The sequence below is a fragment of the Neisseria sp. LACPHL-SPEC-2024-00856 genome (assembly GCF_047915665.1).
In the GTDB taxonomy this organism is placed as follows: Bacteria; Pseudomonadota; Gammaproteobacteria; order Burkholderiales; family Neisseriaceae; genus Neisseria; species Neisseria polysaccharea.
On the sequence record NZ_JBLRPR010000012.1, the window covers coordinates 18,697 to 38,286 of the forward strand.

The 19,590-nt window shown below is 50.3% G+C and carries 13 protein-coding genes, 2 tRNA genes, 3 rRNA genes and 3 pseudogenes; 5 read left to right on the plus strand and 16 right to left on the minus strand.

The annotated features are described in order from the left end of the window. Window positions 1-71 precede the first annotated feature (71 nt). Window positions 72-1,412 carry a DUF3482 domain-containing protein gene (locus tag ACNAU7_RS09370; RefSeq protein WP_416302064.1) on the minus strand — a complete coding sequence of 447 codons (1,341 nt, stop codon included), beginning with the start codon at window positions 1,410-1,412 and terminating at the stop codon, window positions 72-74. A 73-nt stretch (window positions 1,413-1,485) separates the two neighbouring features. Next, window positions 1,486-2,826 (minus strand): DUF2868 domain-containing protein, encoded by a 1,341-nt coding sequence (locus ACNAU7_RS09375; RefSeq protein WP_416302065.1) that lies wholly within the window; start codon window positions 2,824-2,826, stop codon window positions 1,486-1,488. Window positions 2,827-2,969: 143 nt separating this feature from the next. Between ACNAU7_RS09375 and trhA the strand changes: the two genes are divergently transcribed. Next, entirely contained in the window at window positions 2,970-3,596 is a 627-nt protein-coding gene (trhA, locus tag ACNAU7_RS09380; protein WP_124208542.1) for a PAQR family membrane homeostasis protein TrhA, read from the plus strand. A 63-nt stretch (window positions 3,597-3,659) separates the two neighbouring features. Here trhA and ACNAU7_RS09385 read toward each other — a convergent pair whose 3' ends face one another. Then, window positions 3,660-5,078 carry an alanine/glycine:cation symporter family protein gene (locus tag ACNAU7_RS09385; RefSeq protein ID WP_416302066.1) on the minus strand — a complete coding sequence of 473 codons (1,419 nt, stop codon included), beginning with the start codon at window positions 5,076-5,078 and terminating at the stop codon, window positions 3,660-3,662. A 326-nt stretch (window positions 5,079-5,404) separates the two neighbouring features. Between ACNAU7_RS09385 and ACNAU7_RS09390 the strand changes: the two genes are divergently transcribed. Next, window positions 5,405-6,133: a YebC/PmpR family DNA-binding transcriptional regulator gene (locus ACNAU7_RS09390; protein ID WP_002238219.1), complete on the plus strand. Its 729-nt coding sequence runs from the start codon at window positions 5,405-5,407 to the stop codon at window positions 6,131-6,133. Between the two features lie 58 nt (window positions 6,134-6,191). Here the strand turns inward: ACNAU7_RS09390 and ACNAU7_RS09395 are convergent, their stop codons facing one another. From ACNAU7_RS09395 to ACNAU7_RS09405, 3 genes and pseudogenes are all read right to left on the minus strand, one after another. Then, window positions 6,192-6,680, minus strand: coding sequence for a disulfide bond formation protein B (locus tag ACNAU7_RS09395; protein ID WP_002216721.1), 489 nt, complete (start codon window positions 6,678-6,680; stop codon window positions 6,192-6,194). Between the two features lie 758 nt (window positions 6,681-7,438). Next, window positions 7,439-7,903, minus strand: coding sequence for an Lrp/AsnC ligand binding domain-containing protein (locus ACNAU7_RS09400; RefSeq protein WP_002216720.1), 465 nt, complete (start codon window positions 7,901-7,903; stop codon window positions 7,439-7,441). A 9-nt stretch (window positions 7,904-7,912) separates the two neighbouring features. Continuing rightward, window positions 7,913-8,043, minus strand: a pseudogene (locus ACNAU7_RS09405) (IS5/IS1182 family transposase); the annotation flags it as partial. 184 nt (window positions 8,044-8,227) lie between these two features. On the opposite strand from ACNAU7_RS09405, the gene alr reads away from it, so the two are divergent. Next, entirely contained in the window at window positions 8,228-9,286 is a 1,059-nt protein-coding gene (gene alr / locus ACNAU7_RS09410; protein WP_416302067.1) for an alanine racemase, read from the plus strand. A 60-nt stretch (window positions 9,287-9,346) separates the two neighbouring features. Here the strand turns inward: alr and ACNAU7_RS09415 are convergent, their stop codons facing one another. From ACNAU7_RS09415 to prmB, 4 genes are all read right to left on the minus strand, one after another. Beyond that, window positions 9,347-10,702: a PFL family protein gene (locus ACNAU7_RS09415; protein WP_416302068.1), complete on the minus strand. Its 1,356-nt coding sequence runs from the start codon at window positions 10,700-10,702 to the stop codon at window positions 9,347-9,349. A gap of 14 nt (window positions 10,703-10,716) precedes the next feature. Beyond that, complete coding sequence (locus ACNAU7_RS09420; RefSeq protein WP_003680574.1) at window positions 10,717-10,989, minus strand: ACT domain-containing protein; 273 nt, start codon at window positions 10,987-10,989, stop codon at window positions 10,717-10,719. A gap of 129 nt (window positions 10,990-11,118) precedes the next feature. Continuing rightward, on the minus strand, window positions 11,119-11,856 hold the full coding sequence (locus tag ACNAU7_RS09425; RefSeq protein ID WP_416302069.1) for a toxin-antitoxin system YwqK family antitoxin: 738 nt from the start codon (window positions 11,854-11,856) through the stop codon (window positions 11,119-11,121). A gap of 136 nt (window positions 11,857-11,992) precedes the next feature. Continuing rightward, a complete protein-coding gene (prmB, locus tag ACNAU7_RS09430) occupies window positions 11,993-12,892 on the minus strand; it encodes a 50S ribosomal protein L3 N(5)-glutamine methyltransferase (RefSeq protein WP_416302070.1) in 900 nt (299 codons plus the stop codon). Between the two features lie 144 nt (window positions 12,893-13,036). Here prmB and ACNAU7_RS09435 point away from each other — a divergent pair, with 144 nt between their 5' ends. After that, the gene (locus ACNAU7_RS09435) at window positions 13,037-13,312 is read left to right on the plus strand and encodes a hypothetical protein (protein WP_308186085.1); all 276 of its coding nucleotides are present in this window, start codon (window positions 13,037-13,039) and stop codon (window positions 13,310-13,312) included. Window positions 13,313-13,423: 111 nt separating this feature from the next. Continuing rightward, window positions 13,424-13,861 (plus strand): annotated as a pseudogene (locus ACNAU7_RS09440) (HK97 family phage prohead protease); the annotation flags it as partial. Between the two features lie 113 nt (window positions 13,862-13,974). On the opposite strand, the pseudogene ACNAU7_RS09445 reads toward ACNAU7_RS09440, so the two are convergent. From ACNAU7_RS09445 to ACNAU7_RS09470, 6 genes and pseudogenes are all read right to left on the minus strand, one after another. Continuing rightward, a pseudogene (locus tag ACNAU7_RS09445) lies at window positions 13,975-14,325 on the minus strand (helix-hairpin-helix domain-containing protein); the annotation flags it as partial. A gap of 224 nt (window positions 14,326-14,549) precedes the next feature. Beyond that, window positions 14,550-14,663 (minus strand): 5S ribosomal RNA (gene rrf, locus ACNAU7_RS09450). A gap of 96 nt (window positions 14,664-14,759) precedes the next feature. After that, window positions 14,760-17,651 (minus strand): 23S ribosomal RNA (locus ACNAU7_RS09455). Window positions 17,652-18,022: 371 nt separating this feature from the next. Next, window positions 18,023-18,098 (minus strand) — tRNA-Ala (locus ACNAU7_RS09460). A 5-nt stretch (window positions 18,099-18,103) separates the two neighbouring features. Then, window positions 18,104-18,180, minus strand: a tRNA-Ile gene (locus ACNAU7_RS09465). Window positions 18,181-18,280: 100 nt separating this feature from the next. Beyond that, window positions 18,281-19,590: ribosomal RNA gene (locus ACNAU7_RS09470) — 16S ribosomal RNA — on the minus strand; the annotation flags it as partial.

The window sequence follows — 19,590 nt, forward strand, 5'->3', positions numbered from 1 at the left end:
CAGACGGCATACAAAACGGGTTCTGTATCATACAGAACCCGTTTTTTGTCGCAAATCGGCTTCAGACGGCATTATTTGCCCGCCAAACGTATCCCGAGCTTCTCCGCATATTCCCTGCGTTCGGCGCGGCTGGTTTCGGGGCGGTGCGTATTGAGCGACGACCATTTCCAATGACTGCGGGCTTTGTTGAGTTCGGGCGGGAGTCGGGCGGCGTCCCACGGTGCTTTGCGGCTGTGCAACTCGACTTGCGATTGCGCCGCGTGGCCGCGCGTTTGCAGGATGTGGAGCAAATCGAGGGCGCGGGCGGCGAGCAGGGTCAGGGTTTCGGGGTCGGTGTGTAGGATTTGGCGACCGTTGAGCTTGTCGGAAATGGTGCGGGTATTGGGCAGGATGCCGCCCAAAAAGCCGCCGATTGCCGTACCCAATCCGAGCGAACCGCCAAGCGTGGCAATGTCCAGCCCCAAGCCGATGAGCGCGCCGGTTGCCGCGCCCGTGCCGGTGCGGATGCCGTATTGTTTGAGCAATTCGCTGTCGAACGGGTCTTGGCGGAAGGCTTGCGGCATCCAGTCGCCGCCGTCGATTTCGCTGTGGTAGAAACGGTAGAGGGCAAACAGCCGCTGCTGCATCTGCCGTTCGAGTTGGCGTATTTCCGCCTGCATGGTTTGTAGCACGGTGGCGGTATCCTCGTTTTCGTCCACTTCCTGCCTGAAGGCGGCGGCATCGAGCAGGAAATCGGCGATTTCGCGGCGCGCTTCGCCGTCCAGCCGCTGCCATTCGCGCCGGCGCATGGCTGTCAGGCGGTCAAGTGTGCTGCGTTCGGGCAACATGGTGGCGAGTTTATTCCATAAATCCAATTCGCCTTCAAAATCGAAGGCGACGGTGTCAAACCCAGAGAAAACGTGCAAGTTTCTCCTCGCCAGCATGGTTGTCCATGCTTCGGGAAGCTGCCCGCCGGTAAAGTTGAACACGGGCATGACCGGCTTGGCGCACCATGACAGGATAATCAGTTCATCACGATATTTGTCGAGGACGGGTTCGCGCGCATCGATGACGTACATTGCCATATCGCTTTGCAAGACTTGCCGTAAGACTTTGGCTTCCTGGTTGAAATCATGGTGCGCGCCGTGGCTGCCGAGGAACTGTTGCAGCCGCTCGATGCCGTCTGAACGATTGTCCGTATGGTTTTCCAGCCATTCCAAAACGCCGCCCGCGTCTTCGAGTCCGGGCGTGTCATACAGGAAAACCAGCATATCCACGCCGTCGCTGATGGCGGCTTCTTCGACATGGCGTGTGGTTGATGGGGCGTTTCTGACTTCGCCGAAACCGCTGTCGCGCAACAGAGTACGAAGGAGCGAGGTTTTGCCGGTGTTGGTGTGTCCCACGACGGCGAGGGAAAGGGGTTGTTTGCTCATGATGTTTTTGAAGAATGGATTTTCAGACGACCTTTTTTCAGAATGGCGGCTTAACAGAACATTTCAAGTGAGTTTATTGGTCTTTCAAACGACCTTCCTGCGCCGCCCTGTCGGGTTCCAGCCACGCCGCGCCGCATTCGGTCAGCGCGTTACGCCAATGTTCCAGCTTTTCCGAAAGGTCGTCTGAAAGCCCCTGTTCCGCCAAAAGCTGCACCACCGCGCCGCCCTGCGCCGCTTCCGAAAGCCGCACAATCTGCCGCAACACGCCGCGGTCGGGGACGGTTTCCGCGCGCACGCCGATAAGCAGTTGCGCCGGTTTCTGCTTCAACTCCGCTTCCAGTGCGGCAACCTGTTCCCGATTGGCGGCAACGCCTTTATCCAGCCATTCCTGTGCCAGCCTGCCCTCGAACCACGTCCCTTCATGCCACTCGGTTTCCAGCATGACCGCCCATTTCGGCGCATCGTTCAAGACGATTTTCGGCGAAACGGCGGACACGGTTTCCTGATGCGTATCCGCATCGACGATTTGCGTCTGCCAACGGCGGATGACCGCCTGATAATAAGGTTTCTCTAAATCCAGCTTGCTTTGGCTTGTTTTCAAAAAGATTTTGCATACCGCCCAAGCCAGCAGGCGCGGCAGGATGCCGTAGCAAACTATGCTGCCGACCAACAAGCCCGACCACGCGCGCGCATCGGCGATATTGCCGTTCAGACGACCTTCAACTACCGCCCGCGCATCGGGGACAGGGAAACCGAGTTTCGACGGCAGCCATGCCAACATTTCCACCAGCCGTACCGAAGACGAATCGCCCAACAGCGTGCTTTCCCAGTTGAACGTATATTGCCGCACCAAAAGCAGCAGCAATACCGACACCAGCATTCCGAGCAGCGTGCAGAGCCACAGGCTGTGCGACGTTGCGCCTATTTTCCAACGTACCGAAGGTTGCCGCCACTCGTCCGCATACAGCCGCAACACCGCCTGATTGACGGGGTCTTTGCCCCGAAACCACGTCGCCGGGCTGCTGAAAAACCGCCCTACTTTCACGTGCAGGAACAACGTTGCCAACCATACTGCCAACATCAGCGTATTCATGCCCAATACGCCCGCCAAAACCAAAAAGAAATTCAGCCCCTGATTGTCCATCAGAAGATAAGTGCCTGAAAATCCGGCGGTAAACATCATCGATGCCGCCACCACCCACAACCAGAACGACCCCGCACGCACACGTTCCAAAGTGTCCCGCAGCATACGGTTCCTGTCGATCATCTCCGCCCGACGGATGATTTTTTCCTCCGTACTGCCATCCACACGGCGCAAAGCCTCCGTCGCCTGCACGGGATCGCCGCTGAAAATAAAACCGCCTTCATCCAAAATACGGACCAGCTCAACCAGTTTTCGGGATGGATTCAACATAAAATGCCGTCTGAAAATAAAAAAACAGATTTTAACACACGCATTTTCAAGAATATTCACAGTGTAGGCAAAGAGTAAATCTCACACAGGGGCAAAAGTATCGGCGTAAACTGACTGCCTCTACTTTCCTGAAAGATTGTGCGATGTATGCGGGCGAACGCTTCAATACTTACAGCCATTTGAGTGGTTTGATTCTGGCGGCGGCAGGTTTGGTGCTGATGCTGCTGAAAACCATAGGACACGGGGACGGCTACCGTATCTTCAGCGTATCGGTTTACGGCATCAGCCTTCTTCTGCTCTATTTGAGTTCCTCTCTGTACCACGGAATTGCAGCCGGAAAACTGAAAAGCATTTTGAAAAAAACCGACCACTGCATGATTTATGTGCTGATTGCCGGAAGCTACACACCGTTTGCACTGGTTTCTTTGAGAAACGGGCCGGGCTGGACGGTATTTTTGCTGTCATGGCTGCTGGCGGCTGCAGGAATCGCACAAGAACTCACCATCGGACGGAAAAGCGAAAAACGTCTGCTGTCTATTGCGATTTATATCGTAATGGGCTGGATGGTCTTGGCGGTAATGAAATCCCTGACAGCCTCACTCCCGCCGGCAGGACTGGCTTGGCTGGCGGCAGGCGGTATGCTGTACAGCGTCGGCATTTACTGGTTTGTAAACGATGAAAAAATCCGACACGGGCACGGAATCTGGCATCTGTTCGTATTGGGCGGCAGCATCACTCAATTTGTCAGCGTGTACGGTTATGTAATCTGAATGCCGTCTGAAAAGCAAAACCTCCCGATCCTGAAGATTGGGAGGTTTTCTGTTTGCCGGACATTATTGTTTGTCGTGGAACTCGTGGAATTCATACTGATAGGACAAATCCTGACCCGCTTTTTTCTGTGCCAAATAATCATCATAAATGGCACGGATTTCCTTACGCAACAAAAACAGGGCAATCAAGTTCGGGATAACCATAAAGCCGTTGAACATATCGGACAGGCTCCAAACCAAATCGACTTTGCCGAGCGTACCCAAAACAATGGCAAGCAGAACCAATGCGCGATAGATGCCCAAGTGTCTTCCCCTGAAAAGAAAACGGATGTTGGACTCGCCGAAATAATACCAGCCGATAATGGTCGTAAAGGCGAAGAAGGTCAGACACACGGCAAGCAATTGCGAACCGAAGCCCGGAAATGCCTTGTTAAAGGCAAATTGAGTAACCGCCGCGCCCTGTTCGCCCGAAAGGTTGGCATCAGTCAGCAGGATAATCAATGCCGTAGCCGTACATACCAAAATCGTATCGATAAACACACCGACAAATGCCGCCATACCTTGCTGCACAGGGTGCTTCACATCAGCGGTTGCATGTGCATGCGGGGTAGAACCCATACCTGCTTCGTTGGAAAACAGACCGCGCGCCACGCCGAAACGTATCGCTTCACGCATACCGATACCCGCAGCACCGCCCAAAACGGCTTCAGGATTGAAGGCGGCGGTAAAGATGTGGTTGAACATCGGCACAATATGGTCGGAAAATTCAAACAGGATAACGACGGCGCACAAAATATAAACAACCGCCATAAACGGCACGACAAACTGGGCAATATTAGCAATACGGTTCACGCCGCCAATCACAACCATGCCCGCAAGGACGGCAAGCACAATACCAACTGCCAAAGAAGGCACATCAAATGCAATGGTAACGGCAGAAGCAATGGAATTGGCCTGTGTCGCATTACCGATAAAGCCCAATGCGATAATCAACGCAATGGAAAAGAAACCGGACAAAAAACGCGCCGCGCCCCTGCCGATTTTCGGAGTCAAACCGTGCGTAATATAAAACGCCGGCCCGCCGATGTATTTGCCGTGGCTGACGACGCGGTATTTCTGCGCCAGCAGTGCCTCCGCAAAAATCGTGGACATCCCCAAAACGGCAGAAAGCCACATCCAAAAAATCGCGCCCGGCCCGCCTGCGGTAATGGCGGTCGCCACGCCAGCGACATTGCCCGTGCCGATTTGCGCTGATACGGCAACCGCAAGCGCCTGAAACTGCGATAAAGACTTATCGTCTTTATCCCTTTTGGCAAACAAACCGCCGAATACGGATTTAAACCCCGCGCCAAACTTCAAAATCTGCGGCGCACCGAGATACAGCGTAAAAAACAGGCCGATACCCAAAAGGGCATAAATCAGCAGGTAGTCCCAAAGGAACCGATTGACTGTACCCACCAGAACAGACAATATATTTTCCATAAAATAAACCTTATCTTACGATTAAAATGACTGCCTTCCCCAAGACATTCCAATAAGGAAACACGGCGAGCAGACCGTATTTGCCGCAACAGATGCCTTAAATTGTCAACAATCGGGGAGAAGCTGTGCCATCATACCGTAAAATATCGTTAATTAAAACATTTCTTTATTTTTAAGCGGAAAGCGGAGGAAATCGCTTTCAGACGGCATCGACAACGGCACGACATAAAACAGGATATTTTGGGTACTTGCAACTTATGTTAAAATGCCGACCGTAAAAAATCTGACAAAAACAGATTAATTATTTGAAATAAGAAAGGAAATTTATGGCAGGCCATAGCAAGTGGGCGAATATCCAGCATAAAAAAGCCCGTCAGGATGCCAAACGCGGCAAAATCTTCACCCGTTTAATCAAAGAAATCACCGTTGCGGCGCGTATGGGCGGCGGCGATCCCGGTGCCAACCCGCGCCTGCGTCTGGCTTTGGAAAAAGCAGCCGAAAACAATATGCCCAAAGACAATGTGCAACGCGCCATCGATAAAGGTACGGGCAACTTGGAAGGCGTGGAATACATCGAATTGCGCTACGAAGGCTACGGCATCGGCGGCGCGGCTTTGATGGTGGACTGCCTGACCGACAACAAAACCCGCACCGTTGCGGACGTGCGCCACGCGTTCACCAAAAACGGCGGCAACTTGGGTACCGACGGCTGCGTGGCGTTCAACTTCGTGCATCAGGGCTATTTGGTATTCGAACCCGGCGTTGACGAAGACGCGCTGATGGAAGCGGCTTTGGAAGCCGGTGCGGAAGACGTGGTTGCCAACGACGACGGTTCCATCGAAGTCATTACCGCGCCAAACGATTGGGCGGGCGTAAAATCCGCTTTGGAGGCAGCAGGTTACAAATCCGTTGACGGCGACGTTACGATGCGCGCCCAAAACGAAACCGAACTCTCCGGCGACGATGCCGTCAAAATGCAAAAACTGATTGACGCGCTGGAAGACTTGGACGACGTGCAAGACGTTTACACTTCCGCCGTATTGAATTTGGACTGATACGCAGCACAGAAGACATACAATAAAATGCCGTCTGGACCTTTCAGACGGCATTGATTTATTTAGCCCTTGCCCACGCCCACCAAACCGTCAGGACAACCGCCAGAAAATACGCCACGCTCCAAACAGGCAAGGCAATTCCCAGCAGATAATCCGGTTCGGCACAATTTCCGAACCCGCGCACGACAGGCTCGAACCAATCAAACAAAGGCCAGCCTTTCAAGCGGAACGTCCACGGCGCGCCGCACGAAGGAGCGGTTCCCGGCGGCAGCGACTGCAACCACAACTGATATGCCGCAACAGAAATACCCGTAACGGCCGGAATGCTGATAAAGACAGCACCGAACAAACCGCCTGCCCTTCTTCTTGGTCTGCACATCAGAACAATTGCCGTACACAATGCGGTTGCCAAAACGCATAACCGCTGACTGATACACAAAACGCAAGGCTCCATACCCAAAACATACTGTGCCGCCAAAGAACCGGCAAATGCACAGACTGAAACGGCAAACAGCAGCCAAACGGCTTTTCTAAATAACGGGGTCATTTTCTCAACACACCAATCAAAATACCGATATGCCGATTTTGCTGGATATATCCCAAGATGGCAAGGGACGAATCGACACCGGCGCAGGTGCGGACGATTTCGGTTTTCCCGATATGCACAAGACCTGACAAGGGACAAAACGGCGATTTGCCCGCACAATGCCCGCAAAAAAATACATCCGGAGGATTTGAATTTCGGCAAATTTAGCGAATCAAAAGTTTATTTCAATGAAATCATATGATTTTTTTGAATAAGCGGATTGATGGGTTTTTGAAGGAATTTGTTACCGGATAGCCATCGGGCAAGTTTTTTTGCAAAATTTGAATCGGTCGGGTAAATTTTCAAAAAATAATTGACAGCAGATAAGAAACGGCGGATAATTACCGCCGTTGAGTTGCTTGATGCAGCTTGATTTTTCTCCTCTATTTCTCCTTTGTAGACTTGGCACACATTCAACCGAATGTGTGCATTTTTTTATCTCCGCTTTTTTTGAAATTTAATTACTTTTATTGTTTGAAATTCCATTCTTTAAGAAATTTAACAAGAAAGCCGCTTGCTTTTTGACCGGAAAAGCTGCATAATTCATTCCGTTAGCTGGTTCGAGTAGTCAGTTAATAGTTTCTCCTCTATTTCTCCTTTGTAGACTTGGCACACATTCAACCGGATGTGTGCATTTTTTTATCTGAAGCAACAAGCCTCTATGCGTGATGTTGTTATATTTCATTTAGGTGTCAAACCGCATACCCGGTCTGAAATATTCAATCCAAATCCAAAACCGGATTTTCTTTGACCTCCTCCATCACAACATAACTCCTACTCTCCGAAGCGGCAGGCAGTTGCAATAGGATATTGCCTAGCATATCCCGATAGGCAGACATATCGGGCAAACGTACTTTAATCAGATAGTCGTATTCGCCCGACACCAAGTGGCATTCCATAATTTGCGGAATTTTCAGCACTTCTTTTTTGAAATCTTCGAAAATATTGCCCGATTTGGATTGCAGCTTCAGCTCGACAAAAACCAATAGCGGTTTGCCCAACAGATGGGGATTGAGATGGGCGTGATAGCCGGAAATATAATGTTCCCGCTCCAAACGGCGCACCCTCTCTGTAACGGGCGTGGTGGACAACCCTACCTTCTCGGCAAGCTCCGTCATCGGGATGCGGGCATTCTGTTGAAGGATCTTAAGGATGCGGAAATCGATTTTATCTAGTTCTTTCATTTGGATTGCCTTGTATTTATTATTGATTTTAACAAATAGAGTATATAGTGGATTAACAAAAACCAGTACGGCGTTGCCTCGCCTTGCCGTACTATTTGTACTGTCTGCGGCTTCGTCGCCTTGTCCTGATTTTTGTTAATCCACTATATATTTGAGAAAGCGATTATATCAGGAAAAGCAAACCGCCTTCCTACCTGAAAACTGCTGCTTCGGCTTGAAGACACAAGGGTCTTTAATATTTTAAAAGCCTTGCCGTTGGATTATAATTCCCTAATTGATTTCTTAATTTTGCTAATAAACACTTGTTTGGTAAGGAATGAATTTATGCGCCCTTTGAACGTGCAGATCAGGTTGGGCAACCTTAGGCACAATTATCGGATTTTGAAGGAAATGCATGGAGGCAAACTGTTGGCGGTAGTGAAGGCCGACGCATACGGACACGGTGCGGTCAGATGTGCTTTCGCGCTGGCAGACTTGGCAGACGGTTTTGCCGTGGCGACAATCGATGAGGGAATCAGGCTGCGTGAGAGCGGCATTACCCATCCGATCGTCCTTTTGGAAGGCGTATTTGAAGCATCGGAATACGAAGCGGTCGAACAATACTCGCTTTGGCCGGCAGTCGGAAACCAATGGCAGCTTGAGGCTTTGCTTTCCCGCCATTGGAAAAAAACTGTCAAGGTTTGGTTGAAAATGGATTCAGGGATGCACCGTACCGGATTTTTCCCTCATGATTACGCTTCGGCATATGCGGCATTGAAACAGTCAGAATATGTGGACAGTATTGTCAAGTTTTCGCATTTCTCCTGTGCGGACGAACCCGAAAGCGGTATGACGGAAATACAGATGGAAGCATTCGATTTGGGTACGGAAGGGCTGGAAGGCGAAGAAAGCCTTGCCAACTCCGCCGCTATTTTGAATGTTCCCGAAGCACGCAGGGACTGGGGGCGCGCCGGCCTGGCGTTATACGGCATTTCCCCGTTCGGAGGCAGCGATGACAGGCTGAAACCCGTGATGAGGCTTTCCACCCGTATTTTCGGCGAACGCGTTTTACAGCCGCACTCCCCTATCGGTTATGGCGCAACATTTTGTACCAGCAAATCTACGCGCGTCGGCCTGATTGCCTGCGGTTATGCGGACGGTTATCCGCGCCGCGCCCCAAGCAATTCCCCCGTCGCCGTCGACGGTAAATTGACCCGGGTCATCGGCAGGGTCTCTATGGATATGATGACCATCGAGCTGGACGCTTCGCAAGAAGGTTTGGGACACGAGGTCGAACTGTGGGGCGATACGGTCAACATCAATACCGTTGCCGAAGCGGCCGGAACCATCCCTTACGAATTGATGTGCAATATCAAACGTGCAAAATTCACTTATATCGAGTAATCGAGTCCAAACAAAAATGCCGTCTGAAGCCTTTCAGACGGCATTTTTAATATACGGCAATCAGTTTTTCATCGATTGAACCGGAGCCGGGATTCTGCCGCCTCGGTTGACGAACACTTTGCATGAGCCTTCTTTAACCGGCATCACAGGCGCGTAGCCCAACAGGCCGCCGAACTCGACGCTGTCGCCGACGGTTTTACCGGTTACCGGAATAATGCGCACGGCAGTGGTTTTGCTGTTGATCATGCCGATGGCGGCTTCATCGGCGATGATGCCGGAAAGGGTATGAGCAGGCGTATCGCCGGGGACGGCGATCATATCCAAACCGACCGAACAAACGGCGGTCATAGCTTCGAGTTTGTCCAGTGTCAGCACACCGGCTTCGGCAGCGGCAATCATGCCCTCGTCTTCCGAAACAGGGATAAACGCGCCGCTCAAACCGCCGACCGCGCTGGAAGCCATCATGCCACCTTTTTTCACGGCATCATTCAGCAATGCCAAAGCCGCCGTCGTGCCGTGCGTACCGCAGACGCTCAAGCCCATTTCTTCAAGAATGCGTGCCACCGAGTCGCCAATAGCAGGAGTTGGTGCCAACGACAAGTCGAGAATACCGAATGGGATATTGAGCATTTTTGAGGCTTCGCGGCCGATGAGTTCACCCACGCGGGTAATTTTGAAAGCAGTTTTCTTCACTACTTCCGCAACTTCGGTCAATGTCGTTGCATCTGAATTTTCCAACGCGGCTTTTACGACACCCGGGCCGGATACGCCGACATTGATAACGGCATCCGCTTCACCCGAACCGTGAAACGCGCCCGCCATAAACGGATTGTCTTCCACTGCATTGCAGAACACGACGATTTTGGCGCAGCCGAAACCTTCGGGCGTGATTTCCGCCGTGCGTTTGATGGTTTCGCCTGCCAGCTTGACCGCATCCATATTGATACCGGCACGCGTGCTGCCGATATTGATGGAGCTGCACACGATATCGGTAGTCTTCATTGCTTCGGGAATGGAACGGATCAGCACCTCATCCGAAGGCGACATACCTTTTTGCACCAGCGCGGAAAAACCGCCGATAAAGGACACGCCGATGGCCTTGGCTGCCTTGTCCAAAGTCTGCGCCACGCTGACGTAAGAATCGGCTTTGGTTGCCGCCGCGATTTGGGCAATCGGCGTAACGGAAATACGCTGATTCACAATCGGCACGCCGTATTTGGCAGAAAGGTGTTTCGCCGTTGCCACCAAGTCTTTGCCGACTGTGGTGATTTTGTTGTAAATATTTCGGTTCAACACGTCAATGTCGCTGCTGATGCAGTCGTGCAAATCGATGCCTATGGTAATGGTGCGGACATCAAAATTCTGGTCGGCAACCATTTTGACGGTTTCTAAAATTTCGCCGGATTGGATACTCATCACATTCCTCCGACTTAAATACGGTGCATGGCTTGGAAAATTTCTTCGTTTTGCATACGGATATCAAGCGCGAGTTTCTTACTCTCTTCCGCAAACAAATCCAAAACCTCTTGACGCGATTTGGTGCATTTTGAAGTATCTACCAAAATAATCATGGTAAAAAAATCGTCCATCAGCTGTTGGCTGATGTTGAGAATATTGATTTGGTTTTCCGCTAAAATTTTGGAAACGTCGTACACAATGCCCACACGGTCTTTACCGATGACGGTGATGACTGAATTATTCACGAAGCTTTCTCCTTGCAGATATTCATTAAAAGCCAAAATTATATACCACTGCTAAATTTTCAAGAAACAATGCCATCAATCTGCACATATAAGAATGCCGTCTGAAATATATTTCAGACGGCATCAAATTTAGGGTTCGATTAAATAACCATCCTTATCCCACTGGGTCTTCCTAACCAACTTATCATCCTGATAAACAGCTTCGCTCTTTTTAGAACCATCTTCATACCACTCTAAGACTACTCCATTACGTTTATGATGATGGATAGACAGTTCCGAGAGTAATCGACCGCTTTCATCCCATGTCAGAATCTTAGCTGGCTCATCATTGACCATGACCATTTCCGTTTTGATATTGCCATCAGCATACCATTGTTTCCATACGCCGTTTGCCTTATTTTGTTTAAACTGGATTTCGCTTTCCTTGCTGCCATTACGGTAATAGCGGTATCCCGTACCCTCACTCAAGCCATTTTTATAAGGCATAACTGCAGATTTTTTACCGTTCGGATACCAGTTGACCCACTCCCCGTCCGGCTTACCCTTGCTGAAGCCCCCCGCCATTTTTTTCTGACCATTAAAATGCCACAAAATCAACATACCGTTTTGCAGGGTAGGCACAAAAGATTTGATTTGCGTTGAAGCAACGATATAAGGTTCGGAATATTTCTTCATCGACGGATAATAAAAATCCTGCGCGTGCGCAATACCCTCCACCACACTATATTGCCTGATATAAGCGGCAGAAGACATCGTCGCCGTCAGCTTTCCGTTCTGATTAAAATAAACAGAATAGGTCTGCGCCGGCAAAGCGGCCGAAAAACCCAACAGGACAGTTGAAAATACAATCCGAGATAATTTTTTCATTGCAATAGCGATATAAAAACAATTAACTTATAAACAATATGGTAAGGATTTCTCTGCCAAGCGTCAAACCCGAGACAAGGTATCGTAAAAATGCCGTCTGAAAACAAATCGTCTTCAGACGGCATTCTCCTCCAACTCACTCCTCGCCCAATAACTGCTCGCGCGTCAACAGAAAAACAAAACCGTCGCCCCCGCTGGTTTCCAACCAAGTAAAAGGCAACTCCGGATACGCTGCTTCCAATACATCCCTGTTATGCCCGATTTCCACCAGCAATACACCTTTGGGATTCAGAAACTTTGCCGCATTCAGAAGAATCTGCCTGGTGGCATCCAATCCATCCGCCCCGCTGCCCAATGCCAATTCCGGTTCGTGCAAATATTCCTCAGGCAAAGCCTCAACCGACTCCGCATCCACATAAGGCGGATTGGAAACAATCAAATCATAAGTGCCTTCCAATCCTTCAAACAAATCCGTATGAATAAGCCGGATGCGTTCTTCCAAACCATAATCTTCGACATTAATCCCTGCCACTTCCAAAGCATCCAAGCTCACATCAACCGCATCAATTTGGGCATCAGGATAATGATGCGCCATCTGAATGGCAAGGCAACCGCTTCCGGTGCAAAGATCCAAAGCATTATGCACCAATTCATCGTATTCTATCCAAGGACGAAGTCCGTCACCCAACAATTCATAAATAAAAGAACGAGGTATGATTACGCGCTCATCCACATAGAAATCAAACTCTCCCTGCCATGCCTGGTGTGTCAAATAAGCGGCTGGAATGTGTTCGACAGCACGACGCTCAATAACCGCCAGCACTTCCTCTTTTTCAGCTTCCAAGAGTTTTGCATCAAGATATGGGGCAAGCATATCCAAAGGCAAATTCAAAGTATGCAGAATCAAATAAGCTGCTTCATCATGCGCATTATCTGTTCCATGACCAAAAAAGAGCCCTGCCTCATTAAAACGGCTGACTGCAAAACGTAAAACATCGCGGATAGTCGTCAATTCTTGTGCTGCCTGATTAAACATAATATGAACCATTCTGCGTATAGATACTTTTAATTATAACAGAAACAACAAGCAAACCTTTTCATATCGCCAAATAACCACCCAATCTACCCATACAACTACATAAATGCCCGCGCGAAAGCCATCGCCCGAACGGAAACGGCGATGGCGGACGGTATGGGCCACCTGATGTGCTGGCACTCTGCGTCAAAGGCAAATCAGGCGGAATTATCCATCATAACAAAACTTGATGACTTATTGCGCTACGCAAAATATGAGGGTTCTTATTCGGATAAGAAAGGTCATCCTGATATTATTGCAGCACATAAGTATCGTGCCGTTGCCAAGGTTGGGAATGAGTCTTTAAATGTCGGTGTGATTGTAAGGGAGTTCCCGGACGGCCATAAACATTACGACCATTTCATCTTGAAGGATGAGTAAAGCCCTTTTGCAGTGTGGCTCTGGAGCGGATACCGTTAAGGCAAGTACGCTTCCAGCCTTGAAAAAGGGCTTTAAATTCAGCATACCATTTATACAGACAGGAGTAAACCCATGACAAAGTTATACGCAGAAATCGCCAAGAGGGAGGCGCAGGACGACGGCACGGTCAAGGTTTTGGGTTATGCCTAAAGCGAGGCGGTCGATTCGGACGGTGAAGTCATCGCGACGGCAGCTATGAAGGCGGCGATTCCCGATTATATGAAGTTTGGCGAGGGGCGCGAGATGCACGGCTCAAACGCTGCGGGAACGGCAATTGAAATCAACGTTGAAGACGACGGTATAACCTTTTTCGGTGCTCATATCATCGACCCCGTTGTCGTGGCGAAAGTCAAAACAGGCGTTTACAAAGGCTTTTCCATCGGCGGCAGCGTTACCGCCCGCAATGATTTGAACAAGTCGCAAATCACGGGCTTGAAGCTGACGGAAATCAGCCTTGTCGACCGCCCTGCCAATCCTGATGCGGTGTTTACCTGCTTTAAGGCGGACAAAGGTGCGGAAGCAGTAAACAACGATACAGAACATAATACTGCATATTTTAGCCATTTCCCTTCCAAACAAAAAAGCACCGGCGGCAGCCGATGCCCCTTCCTTTACAGGTTCCCCTATTTTTTCACTGCGGGCGTTGCCGGTTTGGCGGGGGCTTTTGGCGCGGGCGCGCTGACCGAAGCCTGGTCCTTCAGCTTCGCCAATACCGCAGGGCCGATACCCTTAACCTTCGTCAACTCGTCCACAGACTTGAACGCGCCGTTTTGCGCGCGGTATTCCGCAATGGCCTTCGCCTTCGCCGGGCCTATGCCCGGCAGCGCCTCCAACTCCTGCTGCGAAGCGGCATTGATGTTTACCGCCGCAAGGGAGAAGGCGCAGGAGAACAGCATATACAACAGCATAAAAATCTTTTTCATAAGGTTTCCTCCAAAGTATGGGAACAATAAAACAAAACGGCACCGCCGTACAAAACGGAACTACCGGACGGATACGTCCGCCATACCGGCAGGTATGCATATCCGACCAAACAGATGGAATTTCTCATCATTTTAAAATGAATGTACGTTTGTTTCAAGACCATTCCCACCAATACTACAGGGAAACCGTCCGCCCCCGGCTTATCCCTCCCCAAGCTCCGTCTCTGCCGCACAAAGCAAAAACCCCCGAATAATCGGGGGTCTTCTGAAAGGGTGTTTGGCAGTGACCTACTTTCGCATGGAAGAACCACACTATCATCGGCGCTGAGTCGTTTCACGGTCCTGTTCGGGATGGGAAGGCGTGGGACCAACTCGCTATGGCCGCCAAACTTAAACTGTTACAAATCGGTAAAGCCTTAATCAATATATTCGGTAATGACTGAATCAGTCAGTAAGCTTTTATCTCTTGAAGTTCTTCAAATGATAGAGTCAAGCCTCACGAGCAATTAGTATGGGTTAGCTTCACGCGTTACCGCGCTTCCACACCCCACCTATCAACGTCCTGGTCTCGAACGACTCTTTAGTGTGGTTAAACCACAAGGGAAGTCTCATCTTCAGGCGAGTTTCGCGCTTAGATGCTTTCAGCGCTTATCTCTTCCGAACTTAGCTACCCGGCTATGCAACTGGCGTTACAACCGGTACACCAGAGGTTCGTCCACTCCGGTCCTCTCGTACTAGGAGCAGCCCCCGTCAAACTTCCAACGCCCACTGCAGATAGGGACCAAACTGTCTCACGACGTTTTAAACCCAGCTCACGTACCACTTTAAATGGCGAACAGCCATACCCTTGGGACCGACTACAGCCCCAGGATGTGATGAGCCGACATCGAGGTGCCAAACTCCGCCGTCGATATGAACTCTTGGGCGGAATCAGCCTGTTATCCCCGGAGTACCTTTTATCCGTTGAGCGATGGCCCTTCCATACAGAACCACCGGATCACTATGTCCTGCTTTCGCACCTGCTCGACTTGTCGGTCTCGCAGTTAAGCTACCTTTTGCCATTGCACTATCAGTCCGATTTCCGACCGGACCTAGGTAACCTTCGAACTCCTCCGTTACGCTTTGGGAGGAGACCGCCCCAGTCAAACTGCCTACCATGCACGGTCCCCGACCCGGATGACGGGTCTGGGTTAGAACCTCAAAGACACCAGGGTGGTATTTCAAGGACGGCTCCGCAGAGACTGGCGTCTCTGCTTCTAAGCCTCCCACCTATCCTACACAAGTGACTTCAAAGTCCAATGCAAAGCTACAGTAAAGGTTCACGGGGTCTTTCCGTCTAGCAGCGGGTAGATTGCATCTTCACAACCACTTCAACTTCGCTGAGTCTCAGGAGGAGACAGTGTGGCCATCGTTACGCCATTCGTGCGGGTCGGAACTTACCCGACAAGGAATTTCGCTACCTTAGGACCGTTATAGTTACGGCCGCCGTTTACTGGGGCTTCGATCCGATGCTCTCACATCTTCAATTAACCTTCCAGCACCGGGCAGGCGTCACACCCTATACGTCCACTTTCGTGTTAGCAGAGTGCTGTGTTTTTAATAAACAGTCGCAGCCACCTATTCTCTGCGACCCTCCGAGGCTTACGGAGCAAGTCCTTAACCTTAGAGGGCATACCTTCTCCCGAAGTTACGGTATCAATTTGCCGAGTTCCTTCTCCCGAGTTCTCTCAAGCGCCTTAGAATTCTCATCCTGCCCACCTGTGTCGGTTTGCGGTACGGTTCGATTCAAACTGAAGCTTAGTGGCTTTTCCTGGAAGCGTGGTATCGGTTACTTCGTGTCCGTAGACACTCGTCGTCACTTCTCGGTGTTAAGAAGACCCGGATTTGCCTAAGTCTTCCACCTACCGGCTTAAACAAGCTATTCCAACAGCTTGCTAACCTAACCTTCTCCGTCCCCACATCGCATTTGAATCAAGTACAGGAATATTAACCTGTTTCCCATCGACTACGCATTTCTGCCTCGCCTTAGGGGCCGACTCACCCTACGCCGATGAACGTTGCGTAGGAAACCTTGGGCTTTCGGCGAGCGGGCTTTTCACCCGCTTTATCGCTACTCATGTCAACATTCGCACTTCTGATACCTCCAGCACACTTTACAATGCACCTTCATCGGCCTACAGAACGCTCCCCTACCATGCCGGTAAACCGGCATCCGCAGCTTCGGTTATAGATTTGAGCCCCGTTACATCTTCCGCGCAGGACGACTCGACCAGTGAGCTATTACGCTTTCTTTAAATGATGGCTGCTTCTAAGCCAACATCCTGGCTGTCTATGCCTTCCCACTTCGTTTACCACTTAATCTATCATTTGGGACCTTAGCTGGCGGTCTGGGTTGTTTCCCTCTTGACAACGGACGTTAGCACCCGCTGTCTGTCTCCCGAGGAACCACTTGATGGTATTCTGAGTTTGCCATGGGTTGGTAAGTTGCAATAACCCCCTAGCCATAACAGTGCTTTACCCCCATCAGTGTCTTGCTCGAGGCACTACCTAAATAGTTTTCGGGGAGAACCAGCTATCTCCGAGTTTGTTTAGCCTTTCACCCCTATCCACAGCTCATCCCCGCATTTTGCAACATGCGTGGGTTCGGTCCTCCAGTACCTGTTACGGCACCTTCAACCTGGCCATGGATAGATCACTCGGTTTCGGGTCTACACCCAGCAACTGTTCGCCCTATTAAGACTCGGTTTCCCTACGCCTCCCCTATTCGGTTAAGCTCGCTACTGAATGTAAGTCGTTGACCCATTATACAAAAGGTACGCAGTCACACCACTAGGGTGCTCCCACTGTTTGTATGCATCAGGTTTCAGGTTCTATTTCACTCCCCTCCCGGGGTTCTTTTCGCCTTTCCCTCACGGTACTGGTTCACTATCGGTCGATGATGAGTATTTAGCCTTGGAGGATGGTCCCCCCATATTCAGACAGGATTTCACGTGTCCCGCCCTACTTTTCGTACGCTTAGTACCACTATTGAGATTTCGAATACGGGACTATCACCCACTATGGTCAAGCTTCCCAGCTTGTTCTTCTATCTCGACAGTTATCACGTACAGGCTCCTCCGCGTTCGCTCGCCACTACTTGCGGAATCTCGGTTGATTTCTTTTCCTCCGGGTACTTAGATGGTTCAGTTCTCCGGGTTCGCTTCTCTAAGTCTATGTATTCAACTTAGGATACTGCACAGAATGCAGTGGGTTTCCCCATTCGGACATCGCGGGATCATAGCTTTATTGCCAGCTCCCCCACGCTTTTCGCAGGCTTACACGTCCTTCGTCGCCTATCATCGCCAAGGCATCCACCTGATGCACTTATTCACTTGACTCTATCATTTCAAGAACTTCTTTGACTTCGTTTACCTACCCGTTGACTAGGGAAGTAAACTTGAAATTCCTACTTTGATAAAGCTTACTGCTTTGTTGTGTCTTAATCCTGCCTTTTGTGTTTCAGGATTAAGTCGATACAATCATCACCCAAATACTGTGTTTGTTTTCTTTTCTCTTGCGAGAGATTTTTACCCTTTGCAAAGGGTAAAAATCAAAACAAACTCATTGTCTTTGTTTGTTGATTTCGGCTTTCCAATTTGTTAAAGATCGATGCGTCGTTATTTTACTCCGCAAATCAAAATAAGTTGCTATAAAATATAAAAGTACAAATAAAATAAAAGCAACAGGATTACTTTGATTTGCAAAGTTTTGGTGGAGGCAAACGGGATCGAACCGATGACCCCCTGCTTGCAAAGCAGGTGCTCTACCAACTGAGCTATGCCCCCGTTATTGGTGGGTCTGGGAGGACTTGAACCTCCGACCCCACGCTTATCAAGCGTGTGCTCTAACCAGCTGAGCTACAAACCCGGATTCTCTTCTTAAGCGAACCTTGCCCTCACTCAAGCTTCTTCCGCATCTTTTCAGTTTACCGATAAGTGTGAATGCCTAAAGCCCCTTCTTTCTCTAGAAAGGAGGTGATCCAGCCGCAGGTTCCCCTACGGCTACCTTGTTACGACTTCACCCCAGTCATGAAGCATACCGTGGTAAGCGGACCCCTTGCGGTTATCCTACCTACTTCTGGTATCCCCCACTCCCATGGTGTGACGGGCGGTGTGTACAAGACCCGGGAACGTATTCACCGCAGTATGCTGACCTGCGATTACTAGCGATTCCGACTTCATGCACTCGAGTTGCAGAGTGCAATCCGGACTACGATCGGTTTTGTGAGATTGGCTCCACCTCGCGGCTTGGCTACCCTCTGTACCGACCATTGTATGACGTGTGAAGCCCTGGTCATAAGGGCCATGAGGACTTGACGTCATCCCCACCTTCCTCCGGCTTGTCACCGGCAGTCTCATTAGAGTGCCCAACTGAATGATGGCAACTAATGACAAGGGTTGCGCTCGTTGCGGGACTTAACCCAACATCTCACGACACGAGCTGACGACAGCCATGCAGCACCTGTGTTACGGCTCCCGAAGGCACTCCTCCGTCTCTGGAGGATTCCGTACATGTCAAGACCAGGTAAGGTTCTTCGCGTTGCATCGAATTAATCCACATCATCCACCGCTTGTGCGGGTCCCCGTCAATTCCTTTGAGTTTTAATCTTGCGACCGTACTCCCCAGGCGGTCAATTTCACGCGTTAGCTACGCTACTAAGCAATCAAGTTGCCCAACAGCTAATTGACATCGTTTAGGGCGTGGACTACCAGGGTATCTAATCCTGTTTGCTACCCACGCTTTCGAGCATGAACGTCAGTGTTATCCCAGGAGGCTGCCTTCGCCATCGGTATTCCTCCACATCTCTACGCATTTCACTGCTACACGTGGAATTCTACCTCCCTCTGACACACTCGAGTCACCCAGTTCAGAACGCAGTTCCCGGGTTGAGCCCGGGGATTTCACATCCTGCTTAAGTAACCGTCTGCGCTCGCTTTACGCCCAGTAATTCCGATTAACGCTCGCACCCTACGTATTACCGCGGCTGCTGGCACGTAGTTAGCCGGTGCTTATTCTTCAGGTACCGTCATCAGCCGCTGATATTAGCAACAGCCTTTTCTTCCCTGACAAAAGTCCTTTACAACCCGAAGGCCTTCTTCAGACACGCGGCATGGCTGGATCAGGCTTGCGCCCATTGTCCAAAATTCCCCACTGCTGCCTCCCGTAGGAGTCTGGGCCGTGTCTCAGTCCCAGTGTGGCGGATCATCCTCTCAGACCCGCTACTGATCGTCGCCTTGGTAGGCCTTTACCCCACCAACTAGCTAATCAGATATCGGC

Bases quoted from the DNA above. Each gene is read 5' to 3' on its own strand.
- ACNAU7_RS09400 (WP_002216720.1), bottom strand. From the start codon at position 7,903: ATGAAAGAACTAGATAAAATCGATTTCCGCATCCTTAAGATCCTTCAA.
- alr (WP_416302067.1), top strand. From the start codon at position 8,228: ATGCGCCCTTTGAACGTGCAGATCAGGTTGGGCAACCTTAGGCACAAT.
- ACNAU7_RS09435 (WP_308186085.1), top strand. From the start codon at position 13,037: ATGGCGGACGGTATGGGCCACCTGATGTGCTGGCACTCTGCGTCAAAG.
- ACNAU7_RS09415 (WP_416302068.1), bottom strand. From the start codon at position 10,702: ATGAGTATCCAATCCGGCGAAATTTTAGAAACCGTCAAAATGGTTGCC.
- ACNAU7_RS09370 (WP_416302064.1), bottom strand. From the start codon at position 1,412: ATGAGCAAACAACCCCTTTCCCTCGCCGTCGTGGGACACACCAACACC.
- ACNAU7_RS09385 (WP_416302066.1), bottom strand. From the start codon at position 5,078: ATGGAAAATATATTGTCTGTTCTGGTGGGTACAGTCAATCGGTTCCTT.
- ACNAU7_RS09375 (WP_416302065.1), bottom strand. From the start codon at position 2,826: ATGTTGAATCCATCCCGAAAACTGGTTGAGCTGGTCCGTATTTTGGAT.
- ACNAU7_RS09390 (WP_002238219.1), top strand. From the start codon at position 5,405: ATGGCAGGCCATAGCAAGTGGGCGAATATCCAGCATAAAAAAGCCCGT.
- prmB (WP_416302070.1), bottom strand. From the start codon at position 12,892: ATGTTTAATCAGGCAGCACAAGAATTGACGACTATCCGCGATGTTTTA.
- ACNAU7_RS09425 (WP_416302069.1), bottom strand. From the start codon at position 11,856: ATGAAAAAATTATCTCGGATTGTATTTTCAACTGTCCTGTTGGGTTTT.
- trhA (WP_124208542.1), top strand. From the start codon at position 2,970: ATGTATGCGGGCGAACGCTTCAATACTTACAGCCATTTGAGTGGTTTG.
- ACNAU7_RS09395 (WP_002216721.1), bottom strand. From the start codon at position 6,680: ATGACCCCGTTATTTAGAAAAGCCGTTTGGCTGCTGTTTGCCGTTTCA.